Source organism: Cupriavidus sp. SK-4 (assembly GCF_000611125.1).
Taxonomy (GTDB): domain Bacteria; phylum Pseudomonadota; class Gammaproteobacteria; order Burkholderiales; family Burkholderiaceae; genus Cupriavidus; species Cupriavidus necator.
In genome coordinates, this window is the sequence record NZ_JFJW01000173.1 from 21737 (window position 1) to 41401 (window position 19665).

Annotated in this window: 16 protein-coding genes; 13 read left to right on the forward strand and 3 right to left on the reverse strand. The window is 66.5% G+C overall.

Features of this window, described 5'->3' with window-relative positions; all coding sequences use genetic code 11:
- Positions 1-13: 13 nt before the first annotated feature.
- Positions 14-1249, reverse strand: a complete 1236-nt coding sequence (locus tag CF68_RS32940) for a CaiB/BaiF CoA-transferase family protein (RefSeq protein WP_035827353.1) — start codon at positions 1247-1249, stop codon at positions 14-16.
- A 125-nt stretch (positions 1250-1374) separates the two neighbouring features.
- Here CF68_RS32940 and CF68_RS32945 point away from each other — a divergent pair, with 125 nt between their 5' ends.
- The 3 genes from CF68_RS32945 (at position 1375) to CF68_RS32955 (ending at position 4580) form a co-directional block, all read left to right on the forward strand.
- Positions 1375-2220 (forward strand): IclR family transcriptional regulator, encoded by an 846-nt coding sequence (locus CF68_RS32945; protein WP_013952140.1) that lies wholly within the window; start codon positions 1375-1377, stop codon positions 2218-2220.
- 123 nt (positions 2221-2343) lie between these two features.
- The gene (locus tag CF68_RS32950; protein WP_035827356.1) at positions 2344-3342 is read left to right on the forward strand and encodes a tripartite tricarboxylate transporter substrate binding protein; all 999 of its coding nucleotides are present in this window, start codon (positions 2344-2346) and stop codon (positions 3340-3342) included.
- Positions 3343-3377: 35 nt separating this feature from the next.
- Positions 3378-4580 carry an acyl-CoA dehydrogenase family protein gene (locus CF68_RS32955; RefSeq protein WP_035827357.1) on the forward strand — a complete coding sequence of 401 codons (1203 nt, stop codon included), beginning with the start codon at positions 3378-3380 and terminating at the stop codon, positions 4578-4580.
- A 28-nt stretch (positions 4581-4608) separates the two neighbouring features.
- On the opposite strand, the gene CF68_RS32960 is transcribed toward CF68_RS32955, so the two are convergent.
- Complete coding sequence (locus CF68_RS32960; protein WP_035827359.1) at positions 4609-5520, reverse strand: LysR family transcriptional regulator; 912 nt, start codon at positions 5518-5520, stop codon at positions 4609-4611.
- A 98-nt stretch (positions 5521-5618) separates the two neighbouring features.
- Here CF68_RS32960 and CF68_RS32965 point away from each other — a divergent pair, with 98 nt between their 5' ends.
- Positions 5619-7232: a sulfatase gene (locus CF68_RS32965; RefSeq protein ID WP_035827362.1), complete on the forward strand. Its 1614-nt coding sequence runs from the start codon at positions 5619-5621 to the stop codon at positions 7230-7232.
- A gap of 62 nt (positions 7233-7294) precedes the next feature.
- Complete coding sequence (locus CF68_RS32970; RefSeq protein ID WP_035827366.1) at positions 7295-8263, forward strand: tripartite tricarboxylate transporter substrate binding protein; 969 nt, start codon at positions 7295-7297, stop codon at positions 8261-8263.
- A gap of 36 nt (positions 8264-8299) precedes the next feature.
- On the opposite strand, the gene CF68_RS32975 is transcribed toward CF68_RS32970, so the two are convergent.
- The gene (locus tag CF68_RS32975) at positions 8300-9229 is read right to left on the reverse strand and encodes a LysR substrate-binding domain-containing protein (protein ID WP_035827368.1); all 930 of its coding nucleotides are present in this window, start codon (positions 9227-9229) and stop codon (positions 8300-8302) included.
- A 154-nt stretch (positions 9230-9383) separates the two neighbouring features.
- Between CF68_RS32975 and CF68_RS32980 the strand changes: the two genes are divergently transcribed.
- From CF68_RS32980 to CF68_RS33015, 8 genes are all read left to right on the forward strand, one after another.
- Positions 9384-10373 (forward strand): tripartite tricarboxylate transporter substrate binding protein, encoded by a 990-nt coding sequence (locus tag CF68_RS32980; protein ID WP_152548595.1) that lies wholly within the window; start codon positions 9384-9386, stop codon positions 10371-10373.
- A 100-nt stretch (positions 10374-10473) separates the two neighbouring features.
- A complete protein-coding gene (locus CF68_RS32985) occupies positions 10474-11769 on the forward strand; it encodes a hypothetical protein (RefSeq protein ID WP_035827372.1) in 1296 nt (431 codons plus the stop codon).
- A gap of 728 nt (positions 11770-12497) precedes the next feature.
- Complete coding sequence (gene cqsA / locus CF68_RS32990; protein WP_035827373.1) at positions 12498-13790, forward strand: alpha-hydroxyketone-type quorum-sensing autoinducer synthase; 1293 nt, start codon at positions 12498-12500, stop codon at positions 13788-13790.
- A gap of 8 nt (positions 13791-13798) precedes the next feature.
- The gene (locus tag CF68_RS32995) at positions 13799-15127 is read left to right on the forward strand and encodes a HAMP domain-containing sensor histidine kinase (RefSeq protein ID WP_035827374.1); all 1329 of its coding nucleotides are present in this window, start codon (positions 13799-13801) and stop codon (positions 15125-15127) included.
- A gap of 464 nt (positions 15128-15591) precedes the next feature.
- On the forward strand, positions 15592-16617 hold the full coding sequence (locus CF68_RS33000) for an acetamidase/formamidase family protein (RefSeq protein ID WP_035827381.1): 1026 nt from the start codon (positions 15592-15594) through the stop codon (positions 16615-16617).
- A 32-nt stretch (positions 16618-16649) separates the two neighbouring features.
- Positions 16650-16859 (forward strand): XapX domain-containing protein, encoded by a 210-nt coding sequence (locus CF68_RS33005; RefSeq protein WP_010812532.1) that lies wholly within the window; start codon positions 16650-16652, stop codon positions 16857-16859.
- Positions 16860-16891: 32 nt separating this feature from the next.
- Positions 16892-17083 carry a DUF1427 family protein gene (locus tag CF68_RS33010; protein WP_010812533.1) on the forward strand — a complete coding sequence of 64 codons (192 nt, stop codon included), beginning with the start codon at positions 16892-16894 and terminating at the stop codon, positions 17081-17083.
- Between the two features lie 97 nt (positions 17084-17180).
- A complete protein-coding gene (locus CF68_RS33015; protein ID WP_035827383.1) occupies positions 17181-19544 on the forward strand; it encodes an acetamidase/formamidase family protein in 2364 nt (787 codons plus the stop codon).
- Positions 19545-19665: the final 121 nt, after the last annotated feature.

The window sequence follows — 19665 nt, forward strand, 5'->3', positions numbered from 1 at the left end:
CGCCGAGCGCCGATCAGACCACGCCCTCCGCCCGCAGCCGGGCCAGCTCCTCATCCCCGATACCAAGCCGCCCATAGACCTCGGCATTGTGTTCGCCCACATCCGGCCCGGTACGCGGTGACGGCGGTGCATAGCCCGAGAAGCGCGGCACCACGCATGGCGCCGGCACCGAGCCCAGGTCCGGATCGGGCAGCCGCACGATGGCCTGGCGCGCCGCCATCTGCGGATCGTCGACGATATCGGCGATGCTGAACACCTTGCTGAACGGCACCTGGCACTGCTCCAGCCGGGCCGCCACGGCAGCATAGGGCTGCGCCGCAAACCACTCGGCAATGCTGCCGTCCAGCGCTTCGATGTTGCGCACGCGCCCGGCGTTGGTGGCGTATTCCGGCGCCTGCGCCAGTTGCGGCACGCCCATGGCCTCGGCCAGCCGGCGGAAGGTGGCGTCGGAGGAGGCCACCACCGTGACCCAGACGTCGTCCGCGGTGCGGTACATATTGGACGGCGCCGCATAGGTGGTGCGATTGCCGGCGCGCTGGCGCACATGCCCCAGTTGTTCATACTCGATGGCCAGCGGGTCCAGCAGGCGGAACAGCGCCTCCGTGGCTGCCAGATCGATTTCGCGGCCCGGCAGGCCAGGCCTGGCGCGCTGCTCTGCCACCGCAGTGGCAATCGCAAAGGCGCCGAACAGCCCCGCGATCATGTCCCCCACCGGGTAGTTCATATGCATCGGCCCGCTCTGCGCGGTGCCCGCCAGGTTGGTGAAGCCGCTCCTGGCTTCAAAGATGCGGGCGAAGCCCGGCCGCGCCGCATCGGGCCCGGTCTGGCCGAAGCCGGTCAGCCGCAGCACGATCAGCTTCGGGTTGGCCGCATGCAGGGTGTCGAGATCCAGCCCCCAGCGCGCCAGCGTGCCGGTGCGGAAGTTCTCGACCAGCACATCGAACTGGGGCAGCAAGCGCAGGAAGATTTCGCGGCCGCGCGGCGTGCGCACGTCGAGCGAGATGCCGCGCTTGCCGCGGTTGGTCACCTTCCAGTACAGGGCGTGGTCATCGGTAACCGGCTCCAGCCCGCGCAGCGGATCGCTGCCGTCGGGCAGTTCTAGCTTGACCACATCGGCGCCCATGTCGGCACACAGCGTGGCGGAAAACGGGCCGGCCACCACGGTGGCCATGTCGAGGATGCGCAGTCCGCCCAGCGGGCCCGTGCAGTGTGCGTCTGGCGATACAGCGTGTGTGTCCTGGTCTTGCATGGCGGGCCTCCGGCGGCATTGGCGTCTGCTGCAAGGTGGCAGGCGGCTGGCCCGGATGCAAGCACGGTTTCGCTGTGCGGAACGGTCGTGCTACAACATTGACGCCCCCATCTCCGGATCCCAGCATGGAACCCAAGCAACCACCGCACAGCATGGACCGCAACCCGGAACACCTGCCCTTGCCAGGCCTGGCCAGCGAGGATGCACTGGCCACCGACCGCCAGTTCGCCACCAACCTGGCGCGCGGGCTGGAGGTGCTGCGTGCCTTCACGCCGTCCAGCCCGGTGCTGGGCAACCAGGACATCGTGGCGCGCACGGGACTGCCCAAGGCGACGGTGTCGCGGCTGACCTACACGCTGGGGCTGCTCGGCTTCCTGAGCCGCGTGCCCGGCAACCAGAAGTACCGGCTCGGCGCCGGCGTGCTGGCGCTGGCCTACCCAATGCTGGCCGGGCTGGCGATCCGCCAGGTGGCGCGGCCGTATATGGAGGCCATTGCGCGGGAAACCGGCTGCACGGTGAACCTGGGCATGCGCGAGCGGTTGTCGGTGGTGTACGTGGACAGTTGCCGGCTGGATCCCGGCAACCTCTACCAGCCGGACATCGGCAGCACCCGGCCGCTGCTGGCCAGCGCGATCGGCCGCGCAGTCTTGCTGGCCTGCAGCGCCGACGAGCGCACGGCGCTGCTGAACCGGCTGCGCGTGGACGATCCGGAGCGCTTCAACGTCGAGCGCCAGATGTGGGCGGACGACCAGAAGCACTTCCGCGCGCACGGCTACTGCCTGAGCCGCGGCGAGTGGCGGCCGGAGATCCACGCGATCGCGGCACCCGTGCGCCAGTCGCTGCACGAAGACCCGTTTGCGCTGAACTGCACCATCGCCGCATCGCGCAACCGCGACAACATGCTCGAGCGCGAAGTGGCGCCAAGGCTGCGCGAGGCGGTGCGGCAGATCGAACTGAGCTGCGCGCGCTAAGCGACAGGACGCAGCAATGCAGTCTGCCGGCGATGTCGCCGGCAATGACAAGCGGCCCGCCAGAGGCCCGCATGAAAACGCGCCGCGGGAAATCCCCCGGCGCAGGCAACCCAAGGAGACAAGATGGATGCCATCCAACCGTTGCGCCGGCTCGCTGCCGGCATGCTGGCCTGCGCCGCGCTGATGCCGCTGCCAGCGCTGGCCGCCCCTGACAATGCGGCGCGCTTCCCGGACCGCCCGATACGGATCATCGTGCCGTTCTCGGCGGGCGGCGTGGTCGACTCCGTCACCCGCATCACCGCGGAGAACATGGCCAAGGTGCTGAAGCAGCCCGTCATCGTCGAGAACAAGACCGGCGCCGGCGGCGCCATCGGCGCGGACTTCGTCGCCCGGTCACCCGCCGACGGCTATACGCTGCTGGCGGTCAGCCCCAGCTATGTGGTCGGGCCGCTGCTGAACCCGTCGATCCAGGGCAAGGGCGGCAAGGACTTCCGCGCGGTGGCGGGCATTGGTGCCGTACCCAACGTGATCGTGGTGCCGGCTTCGTCGCCGCTGCGCACGCTGCCTGAACTGCTCGACGCCGCGCGCAGCAAGCCCGGCACGCTGACCTACGCCAGCGCGGGCGTCGGCACCTCGAACCATCTCTCGGCCGAACTGCTGGCGCAGATGACGCAAGTGAAGCTCACCCACGTGCCCTACAAGGGCCAGCCCGAGGCCATGAGCGACCTGCTGGGCGCGCGCGTCTCGATGATGGCGCTGACCTCGGCCATTGCCCGCCAGCAGGTGCAAAGCGGCAAGCTGCGCGCGCTGGCGGTGACTTCGGCAAGACGCTCGGCCGTGATGCCCGACGTGCCCACCGTGGCCGAGGCCGCGCGCCTGCCCGGCTATGAAGTGGGCGGGTGGTTCGGCCTGGTCGCGCCGCAGGGCACGCCGGACGCGGTGGTGCGCAAGCTGGCCGAGGCCGCCGCGCAGGCAACCTCCGACCCCGCCACGGCTCACCGCCTGGCCGAGCTCGGCATGGAACTGACACCGCAATCCACCGCCGCATTCGACCGCTTCCTGGACACGGAAACCAAGAAATGGACCGGCGTGCTGAAGACCGCCGGCATCACGGCACAGTAGCCGCACACGCTCATCCAACCTACCGGAAACATCCCATGATCCGCGACTCCGCCCGCCAGCAAGCGCTGCTTGCCGATATCCGCCGCTTCGTGCTCGAAACCTGCATCCCGCTAGAGGCGGAGATCGACCGCACCGATGTCATCCCCGAGCCCGTGGTCGAGCAGATGCGCCGCCTCGGCCTGTTCGGCCACAGCATCCCTGAAGCGTACGGTGGCGCAGGACTGACCACCGAGGAGCTGGCGCTGGTGAACATCGAGGTCTCGCAGGCCGCCACCGTGTTCCGTGCCCGCTTCGGCGGCAATACCGGCATCGCCTCCGAATCGCTGGTGGCCGACGGCACCGAAGCACAGCGGCAGCGCTACCTGCCGCAACTGGCCTCCGGCAAAGTGACCGGCTGCTTTGCTCTGACCGAACCGGAAGCCGGCTCCGATGCGACATCGCTGCAAACCACCGCAAGGCAAGACGGCGATCACTACGTGCTGAACGGCAGCAAGTGCTTTATCACCAATGCCCCGATCGCGGACCTGTTCACCGTGTTCGCCCGCACCGAGCCCGATACGCCCGGCGCGCATGGCATCAGCGCCTTCCTGATCGAGCGCGGCACCCCGGGCCTCAGCACCAGCGAACCGGAATGCAAGATGGGACAGCACGGCTCGCCCGTTGGCGATGTCTACCTGAAGGACTGCCGCGTGCCGGCCAGCGCCATCGTCGGCGGCAAACCCAATGTCGGCTTCAAGACGGCGATGAAGGCGCTCAACAAGCAGCGCATCAACCTGGCCGGCCTGTGCGTGGGGCCCGCCATCCGGCTGGTCGACGAGATGGTCCGCTACGCGGCGCAGCGCCGGCAGTTCGGCAAGCCGATCGCGGACTACCAGCTGGTGCAGCAGATGATTGCCGACAGCAATACGGAACTGCACGCCGCCCGCGCACTGGTGCTCGACACCGCGCGCAAACGCGACGCCGGCGAGGACGTGACCATGGAGGCGTCGATGTGCAAGCTGTTCGCCTCTGAAATGTCCGGCCGCGTGGCCGACCGCGCGGTGCAGGTGTTCGGCGGCAGCGGGTATATGGCACGCACCGTGGCCGAGCGCTTCTATCGCGATGTGCGGTTGTTCCGGCTGTATGAAGGCACGACGCAGATCCACCAGCTCAATATTGCGCGCAGGACGATGGAGGCGCGTGGGGCGGCGCTGGAGGGGAGTGGACCTGAGCCAGATGCGAGGCAACCGGCGCGGTAGCCGGATGGCGTCCTTGCTGACTAGCTGACTATCCGTGCGCGCTGGCAGCCAGCGCGTCCATGAACGCCTGCCGCAGCGGCGTCTGCTCGGTGTCCCGGCGCCGGAGCACGCCGACCATGCCCTCGCGCCGGTATGGCAGCCGCAATATCGCCACCTGCCCCAGGCGACTGAAGAATGCTGCCATCCGGCCTGACATCACGGCCAGCAGCTCTCCCTGCTGCAGCAGCGACACGTTGGCAAGCAACGTCGCGCTCTCGATCCGCACGCATGGCGCGGGTTCGCCGGCCAGTGCCAGTTCGTAGTCCAGCTCGCGCCGGATCTGGCTGGTCACGGGCGGCCCCACCCAGGTGTAGGCGCGCGTATCCGCCCACCCGACCTTGCGCTTGCGCGCGAGCGGATGCGTGGGGCCGGCGATCACGCGGATGGTCTCCGGATATAGCAGGTCGCAGCGCAGCGCGCCGTCGATGCCCTGCACTTCGGTACGCCCCATGACGAAGTCCAGCCGCCCTTCGCGCAGGGCCGGCAGCATGTCTTCGACGGTGCCCTCTGCCAGCGTCAGGTGGGCATCGGGAAAGCGCTCGCGGAACCGGCTGATCGCCGACGGCAGCAGATCGACCGATACGGTTGGCGTCGCGCCGATCGCCAGTTGCCCAGCCGCGCCTTCTGCCATCACGCGAATGGTGGCCTGGGTGCGTTCGATCTCATTGAGGATGGTACGGGCATGCACCACCAGCGCTTCGCAGAAGCGGGTCGGCACCAGGCCGCGCGAATGCCGCTCGAACAGCGCCACCCCCAGTTCACTCTCCAGCTCGGCCAGCCAGCGCGACAGGGCCGGCTGGGTCATGTTCAGGCGCGCAGCGGTACGGCTGACATTGCGGGTTTCATGTAGCGCCACCAGCACATGCAGCTGGCGGATACGCATCCGTTGGGTCCAATCCATGGTATGAGTTTCAGGTTATAGCAGAGGTCATATTAATCATTTCAATGGAATTGCGGACGATGCAATAATTTTTCCATCCCCCGCAAGCCGCCATTGCCATGCCCCCGTCCAGCATTCCCGCCAGCGCCCGCCCCAATTTCCTGCTGTTCATCACGGACCAGCATCGCGCCGACCATCTCGGCATCTATGGCAACGCCGTGGTGCAGACGCCCAATATCGACCGGCTCGGCAGCCATGGCTGGGTGGCAGAGCGCTGCTATGTGGCCTCGCCGATCTGCATGCCGAACCGCGCATCGCTGATGACCGGGCGCATGCCGTCGGTACACGGCGCGCGCCACAATGGCATTCCCTTGCCGCTGTCACAGACGACGTTTGTCGAGCGGCTGCGCGATGCCGGCTATCGCACGGGCCTGGTCGGCAAATCGCATCTGCAGAACATGACCGGCCTTGCGCCCGTCTGGCCACGTCCCGGCGATCCGCGCACGGAGGGCGAAGCGCGCCGGCCTGAAAGCGGGCGCTTCGACCAGGAATGGGGACCGGCCTGGCGCGACGATCCTGACTTCGCCATGTCCCTGCCGTATTACGGCTTTGCCGACGTGCAGCTGGTGACCGACCATGGCGACACGGCCGGCGGGCATTACCGGCGCTGGCTGGAGCAGCGCCATCCCGAGGTAGCGCGCGCCTGCGGCCAGGAGCATGCCATCCCGACACCTGGCTATGTGTTGGCCGAAGCGCGGCAGGCCTGGCGCACGCGCGTACCGGAAACGCTGTCGACCACGGCATGGATCGGCGATCGCACCATTGACCTGCTCGGGCAATATGCGCAGGAGGACGCCCCCTTCATGATCCAGTGTTCGTTTCCGGATCCCCATCACCCGTTCACGCCACCCGGCCGCTTCTGGGACATGTACCGGCCCGAGGACATGGCCCTGCCACCCTCGTTCGACGCCGATCCGGCGCTGGCGCCGCCGCACCTGCGCTGGATGCACGCGCAGCGCGACGCCGGCCGCGCCGTCAAGCATACGCCGGCGATGTTCGCCTGCACGGCGCGCGAGGCCCGCGAAGCGCTGGCGCTGAACTATGGCTCGATCGCGCATATCGACGACACCATCGGCCGCGTGATGACGCACCTGGCCGCGCTCGGCCTGGATCGCGACACTGTGGTCCTGTTCACCAGCGACCATGGCGACTTCTTCGGCGATCACCAGCTGCTCTGGAAAGGGCCGCTGCACTACCAGGGCCTGATCCGCACGCCGCTGATCTGGTCGGAACCCGCAGCGCGCACGGCCACCGATGCCGGCGCTGCGCGCAGCCAGGCACTGTGCTCGAGCATCGATATCGCGCCGTCGATCCTCGCGCGCGCCGGCTGCGCGCCCTACAACGGCATGCAAGGCCTGTCGCTGCTGCCCGCCATCGCCGGCGAGGCATTGCCGCGGGAAGCCCTGCTGATCGAGGAAGAGAACCAGCGCACCATGTTCGGCTTCCCGATGCGCACGCGCATGCGGACGCTGCAAACCGCGCGCTATCGGCTCAGTGTGTACGAAGGCGCGCCGTGGGGCGAACTCTACGACCTTGAAAGCGACCCAACCGAATCGCACAACCTGTGGGATGTGCCGGCGCTGTCAGGCACGCGCCAGGCGCTGCTGCACCAGCTGCTGGCCACGATGATCTCGCACAGCGACGCCAGCCCCAATCCGACCGCGCTGGCCTGAACCGGGTCCGCCCGCACCACCAGCGGCAGCACCCCATGACAACAATATCCACGGAGACAACCATGACACGCCGTCCCTTCCGAATGCTGATCGCCGCAGCCATGCTGGCGGCCGCGGCCCCCGCCTGCGCGCAGGATGCCTACCCGGCCAAGCCGGTCCGCCTGATCGTCAACTTTCCTGCAGGTGGCCCGCTCGACACCGTGGCACGGCTCATTGCCGAGCGTGCCGGGCGCGACCTGAAGCAGCCCGTCGTGGTGGAGAACCGCTCCGGCGCCGGCGGCAATATCGGTGCCGAAGCCGTCGCGCATGCGACGCCGGACGGCTACACGTTGCTGATGTCGACAGACACCCTGGTCACCGTCAACCCGTTCGCCTATCGCAAGATGTCGTTCGACCCGGTCCGCGACCTGGAGCCGGTTGGCCTGGCCGGCACCTTCAATCAGGTGCTGGTCACGCATCCCGGCCTGAAAATCCGCGACCTGAAGCAGTTCCTGGCTGCCGGCAAGGACAAAGACCTGTCCTATGCATCGGCTGGCGTTGCATCGCCGGGCCATATTGTGTTCGAGATGCTGAAGGCACGCACGCAGATCCGGGGCACCCATGTCCCCTACAAGGGCAATGCGCCAGCGCTGAGCGACGTGCTCGCGGGTCAGGTACCGGCAGGATTCCTGGCCACGCCGACCGCCGTGCAATACATCAAGGGCGGCAAGCTGGTCGCGCTTGCGGTGTCCGGCCTCAAGCGCGACCCCTTGCTCCCGGACGTGCCGACGGTGGCAGAGACCGGCATCGCCAACTTCGATGCCGAGTTCGCCTTCGTCATGTTCCTGCCCTCAGGCACGCCCGCGGCCATCCGTGCACGCTGGGAGCAGCAGCTCAAGACCGTCTTCGCGGACGCGGATTTCCAGAAGAAGCTGCTGGCACAAGGCGTGCGGCCGCAGACGAGCAACGGCGCAGCGGCAACGCAATGGCTGGCCGCGGGGCGTACGCGCTGGGGCGAACTGATCCGCAAGCTCGGCGTGTCGCTGGACTGAACGACTGCCCGGGACGTTACAACCCGCCCGCCGCCTTCAGCCCCGCACCCGCCCCGCCTTCTCCGCCAACGGCGAGCGCACGCGAAAATGCGCCGCCAGCAGCGCCGCGAATTCCTCTGCGATCTCCGATGGCGCGGAATGCCCGGAGAACGCCATGCGCACCTCCACCGGGCAGCGTGGTGCGAGCGGCACCACGCGCAAGCCGTGTCCGAATACAGCCGCGACATAGGGATTGACGATCCCTATGCCCGCCCCTTCGGCGGCCATCGTGCAGATCGTGCCTGAGTAAGTGGTCTCGATGGTCGCCGACGGCTCGACGCCGGCTTTTTGCATGAGCCGCTGCACCGCCAGGTGCAGCGCATCGTCTGCGTTCAGCAGGATCAGGAACTGCCCGCGCAAGTCGCGCACGCGAAGGGTGTCGCGCGCTGCCAGCGCGTGTTCCGGGTGCATGACGCACACCGCCCCCGACTGGTGCACCACGTTGACATCGAGATGCGGATGATCGATCTCGCTGGTGGTCAGCACCAGGTCGTACAGGCCATGCAGCAACCCTTCGCGCAACTGGTGCCCGCCGACCGTTTGCAGGCTGATATGCACGTCCGGGTGGCGCTCGGTGAACGGCCGGATGACCTTGGGCATCACTCCCAGCCCGAGTGAAGGCGTGCAACCGATACGCAGCACGCCGGTGCCGGACTTGCGCAGCACCGCCACGTCCTGCTCGATGCGCGCCAGCCCCTGGAAGTGGTTCTGCACCGTGTCGAACAGGCGCCGCGCCTCCTGCGTCGGCCGCAACCGGCCTTTCTGGATATCGAACAGCTTCAGCTCAGTCGCCGCCTGCATCTGGGCCAGTAAACGGCTCACCGACGGCTGGGTCGTATGCAGCATGGCAGCGGCAGCGGTCGTGGTTCCGGTCAGCATGACCGCGCGGAACGCCTCGATCTGGCGGAAGTTAAGGGGACGGGACATGGCATCGGCAAGGGACGGGCGAGTCGGGCAATGTATATCAAATCTGCATAGGGTGCATTGAACAAAGAATTATTCAGAATGCCAACCCCTCCTCTACACTCGCTTCGCATTGCCGCTTCCAAGACGGCAGGACCAGAACCCAAGGAGAAAAGTGATGAAGCGGCATTCGCCCCGGAATGTTTGGAAACGCGCGATCGTTGCGGCCGTGCTGGCCATCGCCGGCACTGGCGGCGCGCTCGCCCAGCCGGGTTATCCGGACCACACGATCCGGATCATCGTGCCGTTCAGCGCGGGGGGCAGCTCGGACCTGCAGGCACGCATGCTGGCCGACCGGCTGGGCAAGCTCTACAAGCAATCGGTGGTGGTCGAGAACCGGCCCGGCGCCGGTGGCCATATCGGGGGCAAGGCCGTGGTCGATGCGGCGCCCGACGGCTACACGCTGCTGCTGGGCTCGCTGGGCCTGCACGCCACCTATGCCACCTTCAAGAAGCTGAACTACAACCCCGCCACCGATCTCAAGGTCGTGACGGTGCTGGCGGAGATGCCGCACGTGGTGGTGGTCAACCCGAAGCTGGCGGTGAACAACCTGCAGCAACTGGCCAGCCTGGCGCGCCAGCAGCCAGATACCCGAACCTTCGGCTCGGCCGGCGTCGGTTCCTCGGTGCACATGATGGGCGAGCTGTTCCGGCTCAACGCCAATGCGCCGATCACGCACGTGCCGTACAAGGGCAGCTCAGCGGCCATGACGGATCTTCTCGGCGGCCAGATCGACATGATGTTCGAGAATCCGCCCACCACGCTGGCCTATATCCGCTCCGGCAAGCTCAAGGCGCTGGCGGTGACCGGCAAGACCCGCTCGGCCGCGCTGCCCGATGTGCCCACTGCCAGCGAAGCCGGCTACCCGTCGTTCGTGGCGACTTCCTGGACCACGGTTGCGGTTGGCGCCAGGGTGCCGGATGCGATCGCGGACAAGCTCAACGCCGATATCCGCCAGATCGTGGCCACGCCGGAGTTCCGGCAGGGACTGCAAGAGCAGGGCATGACCCCGGTGGCCAATACGCGCGATGCCGCGCAGAAGTTCGTCGCCGCGGAGAAAGTGCGCTGGGACCAGGTGATCCAGAAGGGCAAGATCACCGCCGAATAAGCGGCTTCCATCCGCGCACGGACACTCCCCTTCATGGCTGGCCGCGCGGCCAGCCATTGACCCTTCCAGACTTCAGCTTCAACACGGACACACACGCTTCATGTCAACGGAACGCATCATTGCCACGCCGCTGCCCTGCCGCCGCGTCGGCGCGGGCGAGCATCATCACTTCTTCGGCTATTACAACAAGACCAACTGGGACCGCAGGGGCCGCTACCTGCTGGCGCAGCGCGTGCCGGTGGCCGATGCTGACCTGACCCCCGACCTGGTTGCAGAGATCGGCTACTTCGACCTGCAGGACAACGACCGCTTCCATCGCGTGGGGGAAACCACCGCGTGGAACTGGCAGATGGGCTCGCAGCTGCAATGGCTGGATGGCGAAGCGCAGCGCCAGCTTGTCTACAACTGCCGCACCCAGGACGCGAAGGCCTTCTATCCCAACCTGGGCGCCACCATCTGCAACCTCGACACCGGCGAAGCGCGCCAGCTGCCGATGCCCGTCTATGTGGTCGCGCCGGACAGCCGCTACGCGCTGTGCGTGGACTACCGCCGCCTCTACGTCACGCACCAGACCATCGGCTACAGCGACCACGGCACGCAGCCCGCGCTCGCCAACGCTCCCGCCGACGACGGCATCCACTACATGGACCTGCGCACCGGCCAGACGCGCCTGGTCGTGAGCTACGCTGCCCTGCGCAATTTCCATCCGCGCGCCTCGATGGACAAGGCCATCCATTGGGTCAGCCACATCGAAATCAACCCGTCCTCCTCGCGCGTGCTGCTGCTGCACCGCTGGACCGAACGGGTCGAGGACGAAACCTGCTTCCTGCACCGGCTGATCACGATCAATCCGGACGGCAGCGACATGCGTTTGCTCGAATGCTCCGACCATCCGCTGCCGCAGCTGGCCGAAGACTTCGATCCAAGCGCGGTCGGCACCTTCGACTATGAGAAGTCCGAGTACCAGATCTCCCATCCGCTCTGGCAGGACGACAGCCACATCATCGTGTGGGGACCGCACGCGGGCAGCATCCACTATCACCTCTACCACGACAGCCCCGGCGGTAAGGTTGAAGTCATCGGCGACGACATCCTGACCGAGAACGGCCACATGACTTTCTCGCCCACCAACAAGCGCTGGCTGCTCAGCGACACCTATCCCGACGCGCACACCAACGAGCGCGTGCTGTTTCTCTTCGACATGGCGCAGGGTGTGCGCCATGACCTGGGCAGCTACTACACCAGCCCGGACCTGAAGAAGGAAAACCGCTGCGACCTGCATCCACGCTGGAGCCGCGACGGGCGGCACGTGTGCATCGATTCGATCCACGACTCCGAGCGGCAGATGTATATCGTCGACGTTTCCGCGCTGACCGACGAGGCAGGCCAGGCGTAAGGCGCCCCCGACACAAGCGTCTCAGCACGCTGCTGCCCTGTACCCCTGCGCCAAAGCCACCAGCCTGGAAGCGCCATGGGCAGCGCCCCCTCTCCGAAGCCACCCCATCCCCTCCCCCACTCGCCGCCAGCCACCTCACGCTGGCGGCGATCGCCGCCGGCCGCAACCTGCGTACCCGGCAGTCCCCCTTGTTTCCCGCCCTTGGTGCCAAGTCCAATGTTGCACCGCTTCCTGGCTATGGCGCGCTGCCGGGGCCGCCTGCCTGTAAACAGGGCGTGCAAAAAGGACGTTCTTCACCAAGACTGAGGATGAGCATTCGGCAGTCCCGGGCCTGACAAGGTCCCGCCAAGCGCAAGCCACGCCCGGTCCGGGCTCAAGGACCGGCGCAACAGGTAGCGCAAGCATCACATAAGTGATGAAAAAGGCATTTTTTAGTGAGAAATCGGCCAATCGACCAGCGAAGGATGTGGCCACGACGCGGCCGTCTCAACCCGGCACCCCCCACTCCAAACGGACGTTGGATTGGTGGAAGTCCGGTCACAATCGCTGAGTAAGGCTGGCACAGTGGTCGCTACGTCAACAGGACTCCCCCGACTTGTCAGCAATGGCACCTCGCCGGAAGGACTGGGTGCGGCCGCGTCGCGCGCGGACGGCAACTTTTGCCGCAACCGCCATGCAGAGCCTTGCCACCGATCTCACTAATTACCCGACCTGTAGAAGGAAAGCCGATGTTCTCCGAAGCCGAGCCTCCGCACCCGATGCGCCACGCCTCTCGCGCTAAAGCCCCCACGCTGCCGCCATGGATCACGGCGCGGATGGCACAACATTTCGACGAGCGGATGGGCAAGCTCTGGGGCGGCGATCATCTGCTTCACGGACGCACGCCCGGGCCCGATGCACTGCACCTGAGCAGCAACGACTATCTCTGCCTGCTCGGCGAATCCTCGCTGGTACAGGCGCAGGCGCGGGCCTTCCTCAATGAAGAGCCGGAGTTGCTGATGTCGTCCGTGTTCCGGCACGGCGACACCCCGCAGCGGCGGGTCGAGCGCAAGATCGCAGACCTGATGCAGGCCGAGGACGGGCTGATCGCCCAGTCCGGCTGGGCCGCCAACGTCGGCCTAGTGCAGTGCATTGCCGGCCCCGGCATTCCGGTCTATATCGACATGAACGGGCATGCCTCCCTGTGGGAGGGCATCATCGCCGCGGGCGCGCAGGCCGTGCCGGTGCGCCACAACGATTGCGAGCACGTGCGCCGCCAGCTTGAGCGCTTCGGCCCGGGCGTGATCATGGTGGACTCGGTCTACAGCACCACCGGCAGCGTGGCGCCGCTGGAGGACTATGTCGACCTGGCGGAGGCATCGGGCTGCGTGCTGGTGGTGGACGAGTCGCACTCGCTCGGCACCCATGGGCCGTCTGGCGGCGGCCTGGTGCGCGCGCTCGGGCTGTCTGAGCGCGTACACTTCCGCACGGCCTCGCTGGCCAAGGCGTTCGCCGGCCGTGCCGGCTATGTTGCCTGTTCGACCGACTTCAAGGACTTCTTCGCGGTTGAGTCCCGGCCGGCCATTTTCAGTTCCGGGCTGCTGCGCCATGAGGTTGCGTGGTTCGATGCCGTGACGGATTTCGTCGCCACGGCGGATGAGCGCCGTGCGCGCCTGCACGCCATCACCCGCGACACCCGGGCTGCGATTGCCGAACTGGGCTACAACATCAGCGAGGGCTCCGAGCAGATCATCGGCCTGGAGGCGGGAACCGAGCCGCAAGTCAAGGTGCTGCGCGATGCGCTGCAGCGCCGCGGAATCTTCGGCGCGGTATTCTGTGCGCCGGCAACACCCAAGAATCGGGCATTGATGCGACTTACGCTGCATGCGAAACTTGCCGCCAATGAAATCGACCGCCTGGTCGGCGTGCTCGCCAGCATCCGCGACGAAGTCCGGCTGGATGAGTGGTCCTCGACGCGCCGGGCCCGGCGCAAGTCTCAAAATCCCACAAGCGGGCCGCTGGCAGGCTCCCGCGAGGAGTAGTCCTGGAGATGGATGCAAAGGTAGCGCAAGCGGAAGACGGCCGCACCTCACTTGCCGGCGTCGCCCGCCATGCGTGGCAGACCGTGTTCGAGACCGCCGCGCGGGCCACCCTGCTGGACGAGGAGAGCGTCATCCGGCTGCGCCGGATCCAGATGGTGGGCGCGCTGGGCGTGATCGGACACCCGCTGTACTACGTGATCTGGTCCTACATCTTCCCGCAGCCCTATGAAAACCTCTGGCTGCGCCTGGTCTGCACCGCGTTGTTCGTGCCGTTGCTGTTCGCCTCCGCCTTCTCGGACCGGCGCTGGCTGCCGCCCTATGCGCTCTTTGCGATTACCGTAGGCCTGCCGTTCGCCTTTATCTTCTTCTACCTGGAGAACGGCGGCTCCATGGTGTGGGCAGAATCGGTCATCATCGCGGTGGTGATCCTGTATCACTTCAACACCGCGTTCGCGACCATTGCCTTGTTCTCAGGGGCCGCCGCAGCCATCGCGCTGTTCGTGCTGGCGGGCAACTCCATGGGTGTAATCCCGTGGGAGCCGGTACTGCTGCAGCTGCCGGTGATCGGCTTTGTCATCGCGGTGCTGGTGGTGATCAAGATGGACCGCCAGTTGCTGGCCGAACAGAAGCGGCGCGGGATGGCCGCCGCGCTGGCCACCGTCGCGCACGAATTGCGCACGCCGCTGACCAGCCTGGCCATGACTGCCAGGGGCCTCAAGGCGCGGCTGCCGGCGGCCCTGGACCAGGACACGCCGCAGCGCGACGGCCTGATGCAGGCCGTGGCCCGGATGGAGTCAGACCTGGCCCATATCAGCAACAGCATTGAACTGCTGGTCGCCAACTCCAAGAACCCGGACAACGCCACGCAGGAGCTGTTCGAACTGGGCGGCGTGATCCGCGACGCTGTCGGCCGGTTTCCGTTCGAGCACAGCGACCTGGATCTGGTCACTGTCGACCTGCCTGGCCCCGCCTATGTGATGGGCAACGCCCAGTTGTTCGGGCTGGTCACGACCAACTTGCTGAAGAACGCACTGGAAGCGACCAAGCGGGCCGGCAAGGGCACCATCCATATCCGTTGCGAGGTCCGGCCCGACGCCGTCCATGTAATGTTCCGCGACACCGCCACGGGCGTGCCGCCGCAAGTGCTGGCCCGGATGTTCCAGCCCTTCTTCTCTTACCCGGCGCATCGCGGCACCGGCATCGGACTGGCGTTTTGCCAGAAGGTGCTGAACAGCTGGGGGGCAAGCATCAGCTGCCGCTCCGAGGAGCACGTGTTCACCGAGTTCGATATGCGCTTCCCCCGCAAGGGGAAATGGCCCGAGGCGCCATCGCAATAGCAATAGCAGGCGCCGGCATTGCGCCGGCCCCGCACAGCCACTTGCACCACCCCCGGCGGCCTTCAGCCCCGCAACCTGCGCGGCATCCATACCCAGGGCGCCTGCCATCCTCAGCATCGGCCCCAGGCTCTGCCGGGCTTCCGCACTGTCAAGGTGTTGTCGACAATTCCATAGATCGTTGACACGATGTCAACTTCGAATTAACAGTCCGCCGCGACCCGGCATCGTGCAGCGGGTTTACCTTAGTACGCAGCAACACAAGAGTTTGGGGTGAATCGCCCTACTGCCCCGCAACGCCCTGTCCCTAGTATTGACTCACCGCGCGGCGCCAGCAGGACTGCCGCGCGGTACCAGGCATACCCCGCCTGCCACGCATAGCCAGTGTCCCTGATTACCTCATCGAATCCAGCCGCTCACCGGGTGAACGGCTGCGGACACGGCTGCAAGAAAACATAGGAGACAACATGCTGCACGACCTGCCCGCCCGCCCCGAGACCGTCCATTGGGGCTACTTCGATGCCGCCAAGGCGCCCGCCCTGACCGTGAAAAGCGGCGACCTCATTCGCGCCGAAGCGGTGACCCACCATGCCGGCGATGCCCCCGACCTGATGATGGACGACGCCATTCGCGAGATCTTCCGGGCGATTCCCCACGACGACCGCAACCCCGGCGTGCACATCATGACCGGCCCCATCTATGTCGAAGACGCCAAGCCCGGCGACGTGCTGGAGGTGCGCTACCTGCAGATGATTCCGCGCTTCCGTTTCGGGGCGAATGCCGCGGCCCACTGGGGCCAGCTGTACAAAGAGTTCGAGAAGGAGCGGGTCACCATCTATGAACTGGACCAGCGCTCCAACACCGCGCATGCCCTGTACGCCTTCGACTACCCCGGCAAGATGACCATCCCCGGCAAGCTCGTGGATGACCGGGAATGCTGCCGGCAGCCCGCGCTGGCCGGTGTGCGCGTTCCCGTGCGCCCGCACCTGGGCACCGCTGGCGTCGCGCCCGACGCGCGCGGCCGCGTCACCACCGTCGAGCCTGGCCTGCATGGCGGCAATATCGACAACTGGCGCATCGGCGCGGGCGCCACCATGTACTACCCGGTGCAGGTGGATGGCGCGCTGTTCTCGATCGGCGACCCGCATATCTCGCAAGGCGACGGCGAGATCAGCGGCACCGCCATCGAGGCCTCATTGAACGTCCTGTTCCAGATCGTGCTGCGCAAGGACTTCCACTTCCCGTCGCCGCTGCTGGAAACGCCGGATTGCTGGGTCGTCCATGGCTTCCATGAGGACCTGGATGAAGCCGGCAAGAACGCGGCCCGCGACATGATCCACCTGCTGACCGAGCAACAGGGACTCTCGCGCGACGATGCCTATTCGCTCATGAGCGTCTCGGCTGACTTCGGCGTGACGCAGGTCGTCGATGGCACCCAGGGCATCCATTGCACCATGCCGCGCTCGATCTTCCCGCCCAAGGACAAGGGCTGAGCCATCAACTCAATACAAAGGGAGAGCGCCGCATGCAATACGTCTACATAGGACGCAACGAACTGGTTGCACTGATTGTCGGCCTGGTCACCGGCACGCTGTATTCCTGGCTGAACCTGCCGATCCCCGCGCCAAACGTCACCGGCGGGATCTGCGCCATCCTCTTCACCTACATCGGCTATCTGATCGTGCACGCATGGCGCAGGACCATCGCCTTCGGGCGGCCGCCGGAAAGCCGCTGAATCACGCGCAATTCATGAGATTGGGGAATGCCATGGTGGAAATTGCATTGGGCAGCACCGAGCTGCAGGCCGCAGCCGTTGGCTTGGTGACTGGCGTTATCTACACTGCGGTACGTGCGCCGATACCGGCCCCGAACGTGCTCGGCGGGATCTTCGCCATCTTTGGCACGTTCGCCGGATTCGTACTGGTGGCCGCGATGCGGGGGCAGTTGCTGTTCGGCTAGCGGAGGGCCTGGCCTTCGCAGGAAATGCTTTGGATGAGCGGCGGACAGCAATGTCCGCCCGTTTTCGCTGTTGCAGCGTGATGCCAGGGAGGCTCAATTGCACCTTTTGCGTTTTTCCACCGAAGCCTATCCACGCAACCGGCGCGGCGCAGCCTGGCGTGACGAACTGCGCGCCGCACGCCTGCATTGCGAAAGCCTGTGCGCCGATCACACCCTGCACGGCACGATCGAATCGCGGACCACCCCCGCGGGCATCGAGCTGACCTGCATTGCATCGGTCCCCCAGACGCTGGCCATCACCAGCGGCGACGGCCGCGGCCTGATGCTGCTGATGCTGACCGAAGGCGAAGCGCACCTCGCCGCGCCGGAACTGCGTGAACCGCTGCGGCCGGGGCAGGTGGTCTGCGTGCCGGAACACGCCGCCCGCAGGCTGGCCCTGGCCACCAGCTTCCGGATGCTGATCGTGCATATCGGCCAGGCATTGCTCAGCGCACGCATCACGGCCCCCTTGCCTCGCTCCGCGCTGGTGCTGAGCGGCGACGCCGCGGAACTGTTTGCCCGCCTGCTCCAGTCCATGGCGGCCAGCTTCGACACCATCGTGTCCGCAAACGCCAAGGCCATCCAGCCCTTCGACAACACCATCACTGCCTGCCTTGACGCCGCGCTGGCCGACAGCCAGCCCAGCGCACCGCCTGACATGACGCCCTCGCGCGCGGCCGTCTTTGCGCGCGTCTGCAGCCGCATCGACGCACGCCTTGCCGAGCCGGAACTCAGCCTCGCCGCCATCGCCGCGGACGAGCGCATGTCGGCCCGCTACCTGCAGAAGCTCTTTGAGAAATCCGGCAGCAGCTTTTCCGCCTACCTGCGCACCAGCCGGCTCGAGCGATGCCGGGCCGACCTGGCGAACCACCAATACGACAAGCTCTCGGTCTCCGACATCTGCTATCGCTGGGGCTTCAACGACCCTTCGCACTTCAGCCACGCGTTTCGCGAACAGTTCGGGATTTCGCCCCGCGCCTACCGTGAGCAGACGGCGAACACGCCCGAGCATCGCCCACCGCAGAATGTCTCCCGAGGGCTTCCGGCCCATGCGAAACGCGCTCCCGCCAGCCCTGGCGCGCCCGCGAACGATGGCTCTGCTGCGCGCCTGCAAGCGGCGCCCACCATCGTCCCCATCACCCAGGCGCGCTCGCATGCCGCCCGCCCGGAAGGCCGGCACCACTGGCTGCAGGCCACGGACAAGACCGTGCACTGGGGCTATCTCAGCCACGACCTGCCGCCTGTGCTCGAGGTCATGCCCGGCGACACCGTCACCATCGAAACACTGACGCAGCACGCCTCTGACGACCGGGAACGCATGATCGACGGCGACGCCGGCGCCGAAAGCGTCTTTCACTGGACCGCAGATCAGAAGAACGTCAACCGGCGCGGCGCGGGCCCCATCGACGCCTCGGTCTATGGCCGCGGCGCCGGCGAAGGCTTTGGCGTGCATATCTGCACCGGCCCGGTCGCGGTGCGCGGCGCCATGCCCGGCGATGTGCTGGAGGTGCGCATCCTGGACGTGCGCCCGCGCCCGTGCTGCAACCCGCGCTTTGCCGGCAGGGCCTTCGGCAGCAACGCTGCGACCTGGTGGGGCTTTCATTATCGCGACATGCTGACCGAGCCGCGCGAGCGCGAAGTGGTCACCGTCTTCGAGATCGATTGCGAACGCGCCGACAGCCGTGCGCGCGCGGTCTACAACTTCCGCTGGACGCCGCAGCGCGATCCGTTCGGCGTGCTGCACCCGACCATCGACTATCCCGGCGTGCCAGTCGACCACGACACCATCGTCAAGAACTACGACGTGCTGCGCGATATCGAGATACCGGTCCGCCCCCACTTCGGCGTCATCGCCGTGGCGCCGGCGCAGGACGGCCTGATCGACTCCATCCCGCCCTCCAGCTTCGCCGGCAACCTGGACAACTGGCGCGTCACCCGGGGCGCCAGCGTCTATCTCAGGGTGGCCGTACCGGGCGCCCTGCTGTCAATTGGCGATCCCCATGCCTCGCAGGGAGACTCCGAGCTGTGCGGCACGGCCATCGAATGCTCACTCACCGGTGACTTCCAGCTCATCCTGCACAAGAGCACCATGATCGATCGCGACGCTCCCTTCGCCGACCTGAGCTACCCGCTGGTGGAAACCGCCGACGAATGGATCCTGCATGGCTTCAGCTCGCCGAACCACCTGGCTGAACTGGGCCAGATGGCGCAGAGCCACATCTACCTGAAGTCCACCCTGGACGACGCCATGCGCGACGCCTTCCGCAAGACACGCCGCTTCCTTATGTCGGTCAAGGGGCTGAGTGAGGACGAGGCGGTCGCGCTGATCTCTGTTGCGGTGGATTTTGGCATCACGCAGGTGGTGAATGGCAACTGGGGAGTGCATGCCATTATCAGGAAGTCGATGTTCAGCCGCGCTTAGCAGGCTGGTGGCAAGCCGGTCGAACGTTCGCCAGGCTGGCAAGTGCTGCGGACTCCGGACAAACCGTTTGTGTACTCCCTCTCCCGCGTGTGAACTGACCCCCAGAAGTTGGAGACAACTT

Coding starts and splice junctions, on each gene's coding strand:
- CF68_RS32940 (WP_035827353.1), bottom strand. CDS start 1,249: ATGCAAGACCAGGACACACACGCTGTATCGCCAGACGCACACTGCACG.
- CF68_RS32945 (WP_013952140.1), top strand. CDS start 1,375: ATGGAACCCAAGCAACCACCGCACAGCATGGACCGCAACCCGGAACAC.
- CF68_RS32950 (WP_035827356.1), top strand. CDS start 2,344: ATGGATGCCATCCAACCGTTGCGCCGGCTCGCTGCCGGCATGCTGGCC.
- CF68_RS32955 (WP_035827357.1), top strand. CDS start 3,378: ATGATCCGCGACTCCGCCCGCCAGCAAGCGCTGCTTGCCGATATCCGC.
- CF68_RS32960 (WP_035827359.1), bottom strand. CDS start 5,520: ATGGATTGGACCCAACGGATGCGTATCCGCCAGCTGCATGTGCTGGTG.
- CF68_RS32965 (WP_035827362.1), top strand. CDS start 5,619: ATGCCCCCGTCCAGCATTCCCGCCAGCGCCCGCCCCAATTTCCTGCTG.
- CF68_RS32970 (WP_035827366.1), top strand. CDS start 7,295: ATGACACGCCGTCCCTTCCGAATGCTGATCGCCGCAGCCATGCTGGCG.
- CF68_RS32975 (WP_035827368.1), bottom strand. CDS start 9,229: ATGTCCCGTCCCCTTAACTTCCGCCAGATCGAGGCGTTCCGCGCGGTC.
- CF68_RS32980 (WP_152548595.1), top strand. CDS start 9,384: ATGAAGCGGCATTCGCCCCGGAATGTTTGGAAACGCGCGATCGTTGCG.
- CF68_RS32985 (WP_035827372.1), top strand. CDS start 10,474: ATGTCAACGGAACGCATCATTGCCACGCCGCTGCCCTGCCGCCGCGTC.
- cqsA (WP_035827373.1), top strand. CDS start 12,498: ATGTTCTCCGAAGCCGAGCCTCCGCACCCGATGCGCCACGCCTCTCGC.
- CF68_RS32995 (WP_035827374.1), top strand. CDS start 13,799: ATGGATGCAAAGGTAGCGCAAGCGGAAGACGGCCGCACCTCACTTGCC.
- CF68_RS33000 (WP_035827381.1), top strand. CDS start 15,592: ATGCTGCACGACCTGCCCGCCCGCCCCGAGACCGTCCATTGGGGCTAC.
- CF68_RS33005 (WP_010812532.1), top strand. CDS start 16,650: ATGCAATACGTCTACATAGGACGCAACGAACTGGTTGCACTGATTGTC.
- CF68_RS33010 (WP_010812533.1), top strand. CDS start 16,892: ATGGTGGAAATTGCATTGGGCAGCACCGAGCTGCAGGCCGCAGCCGTT.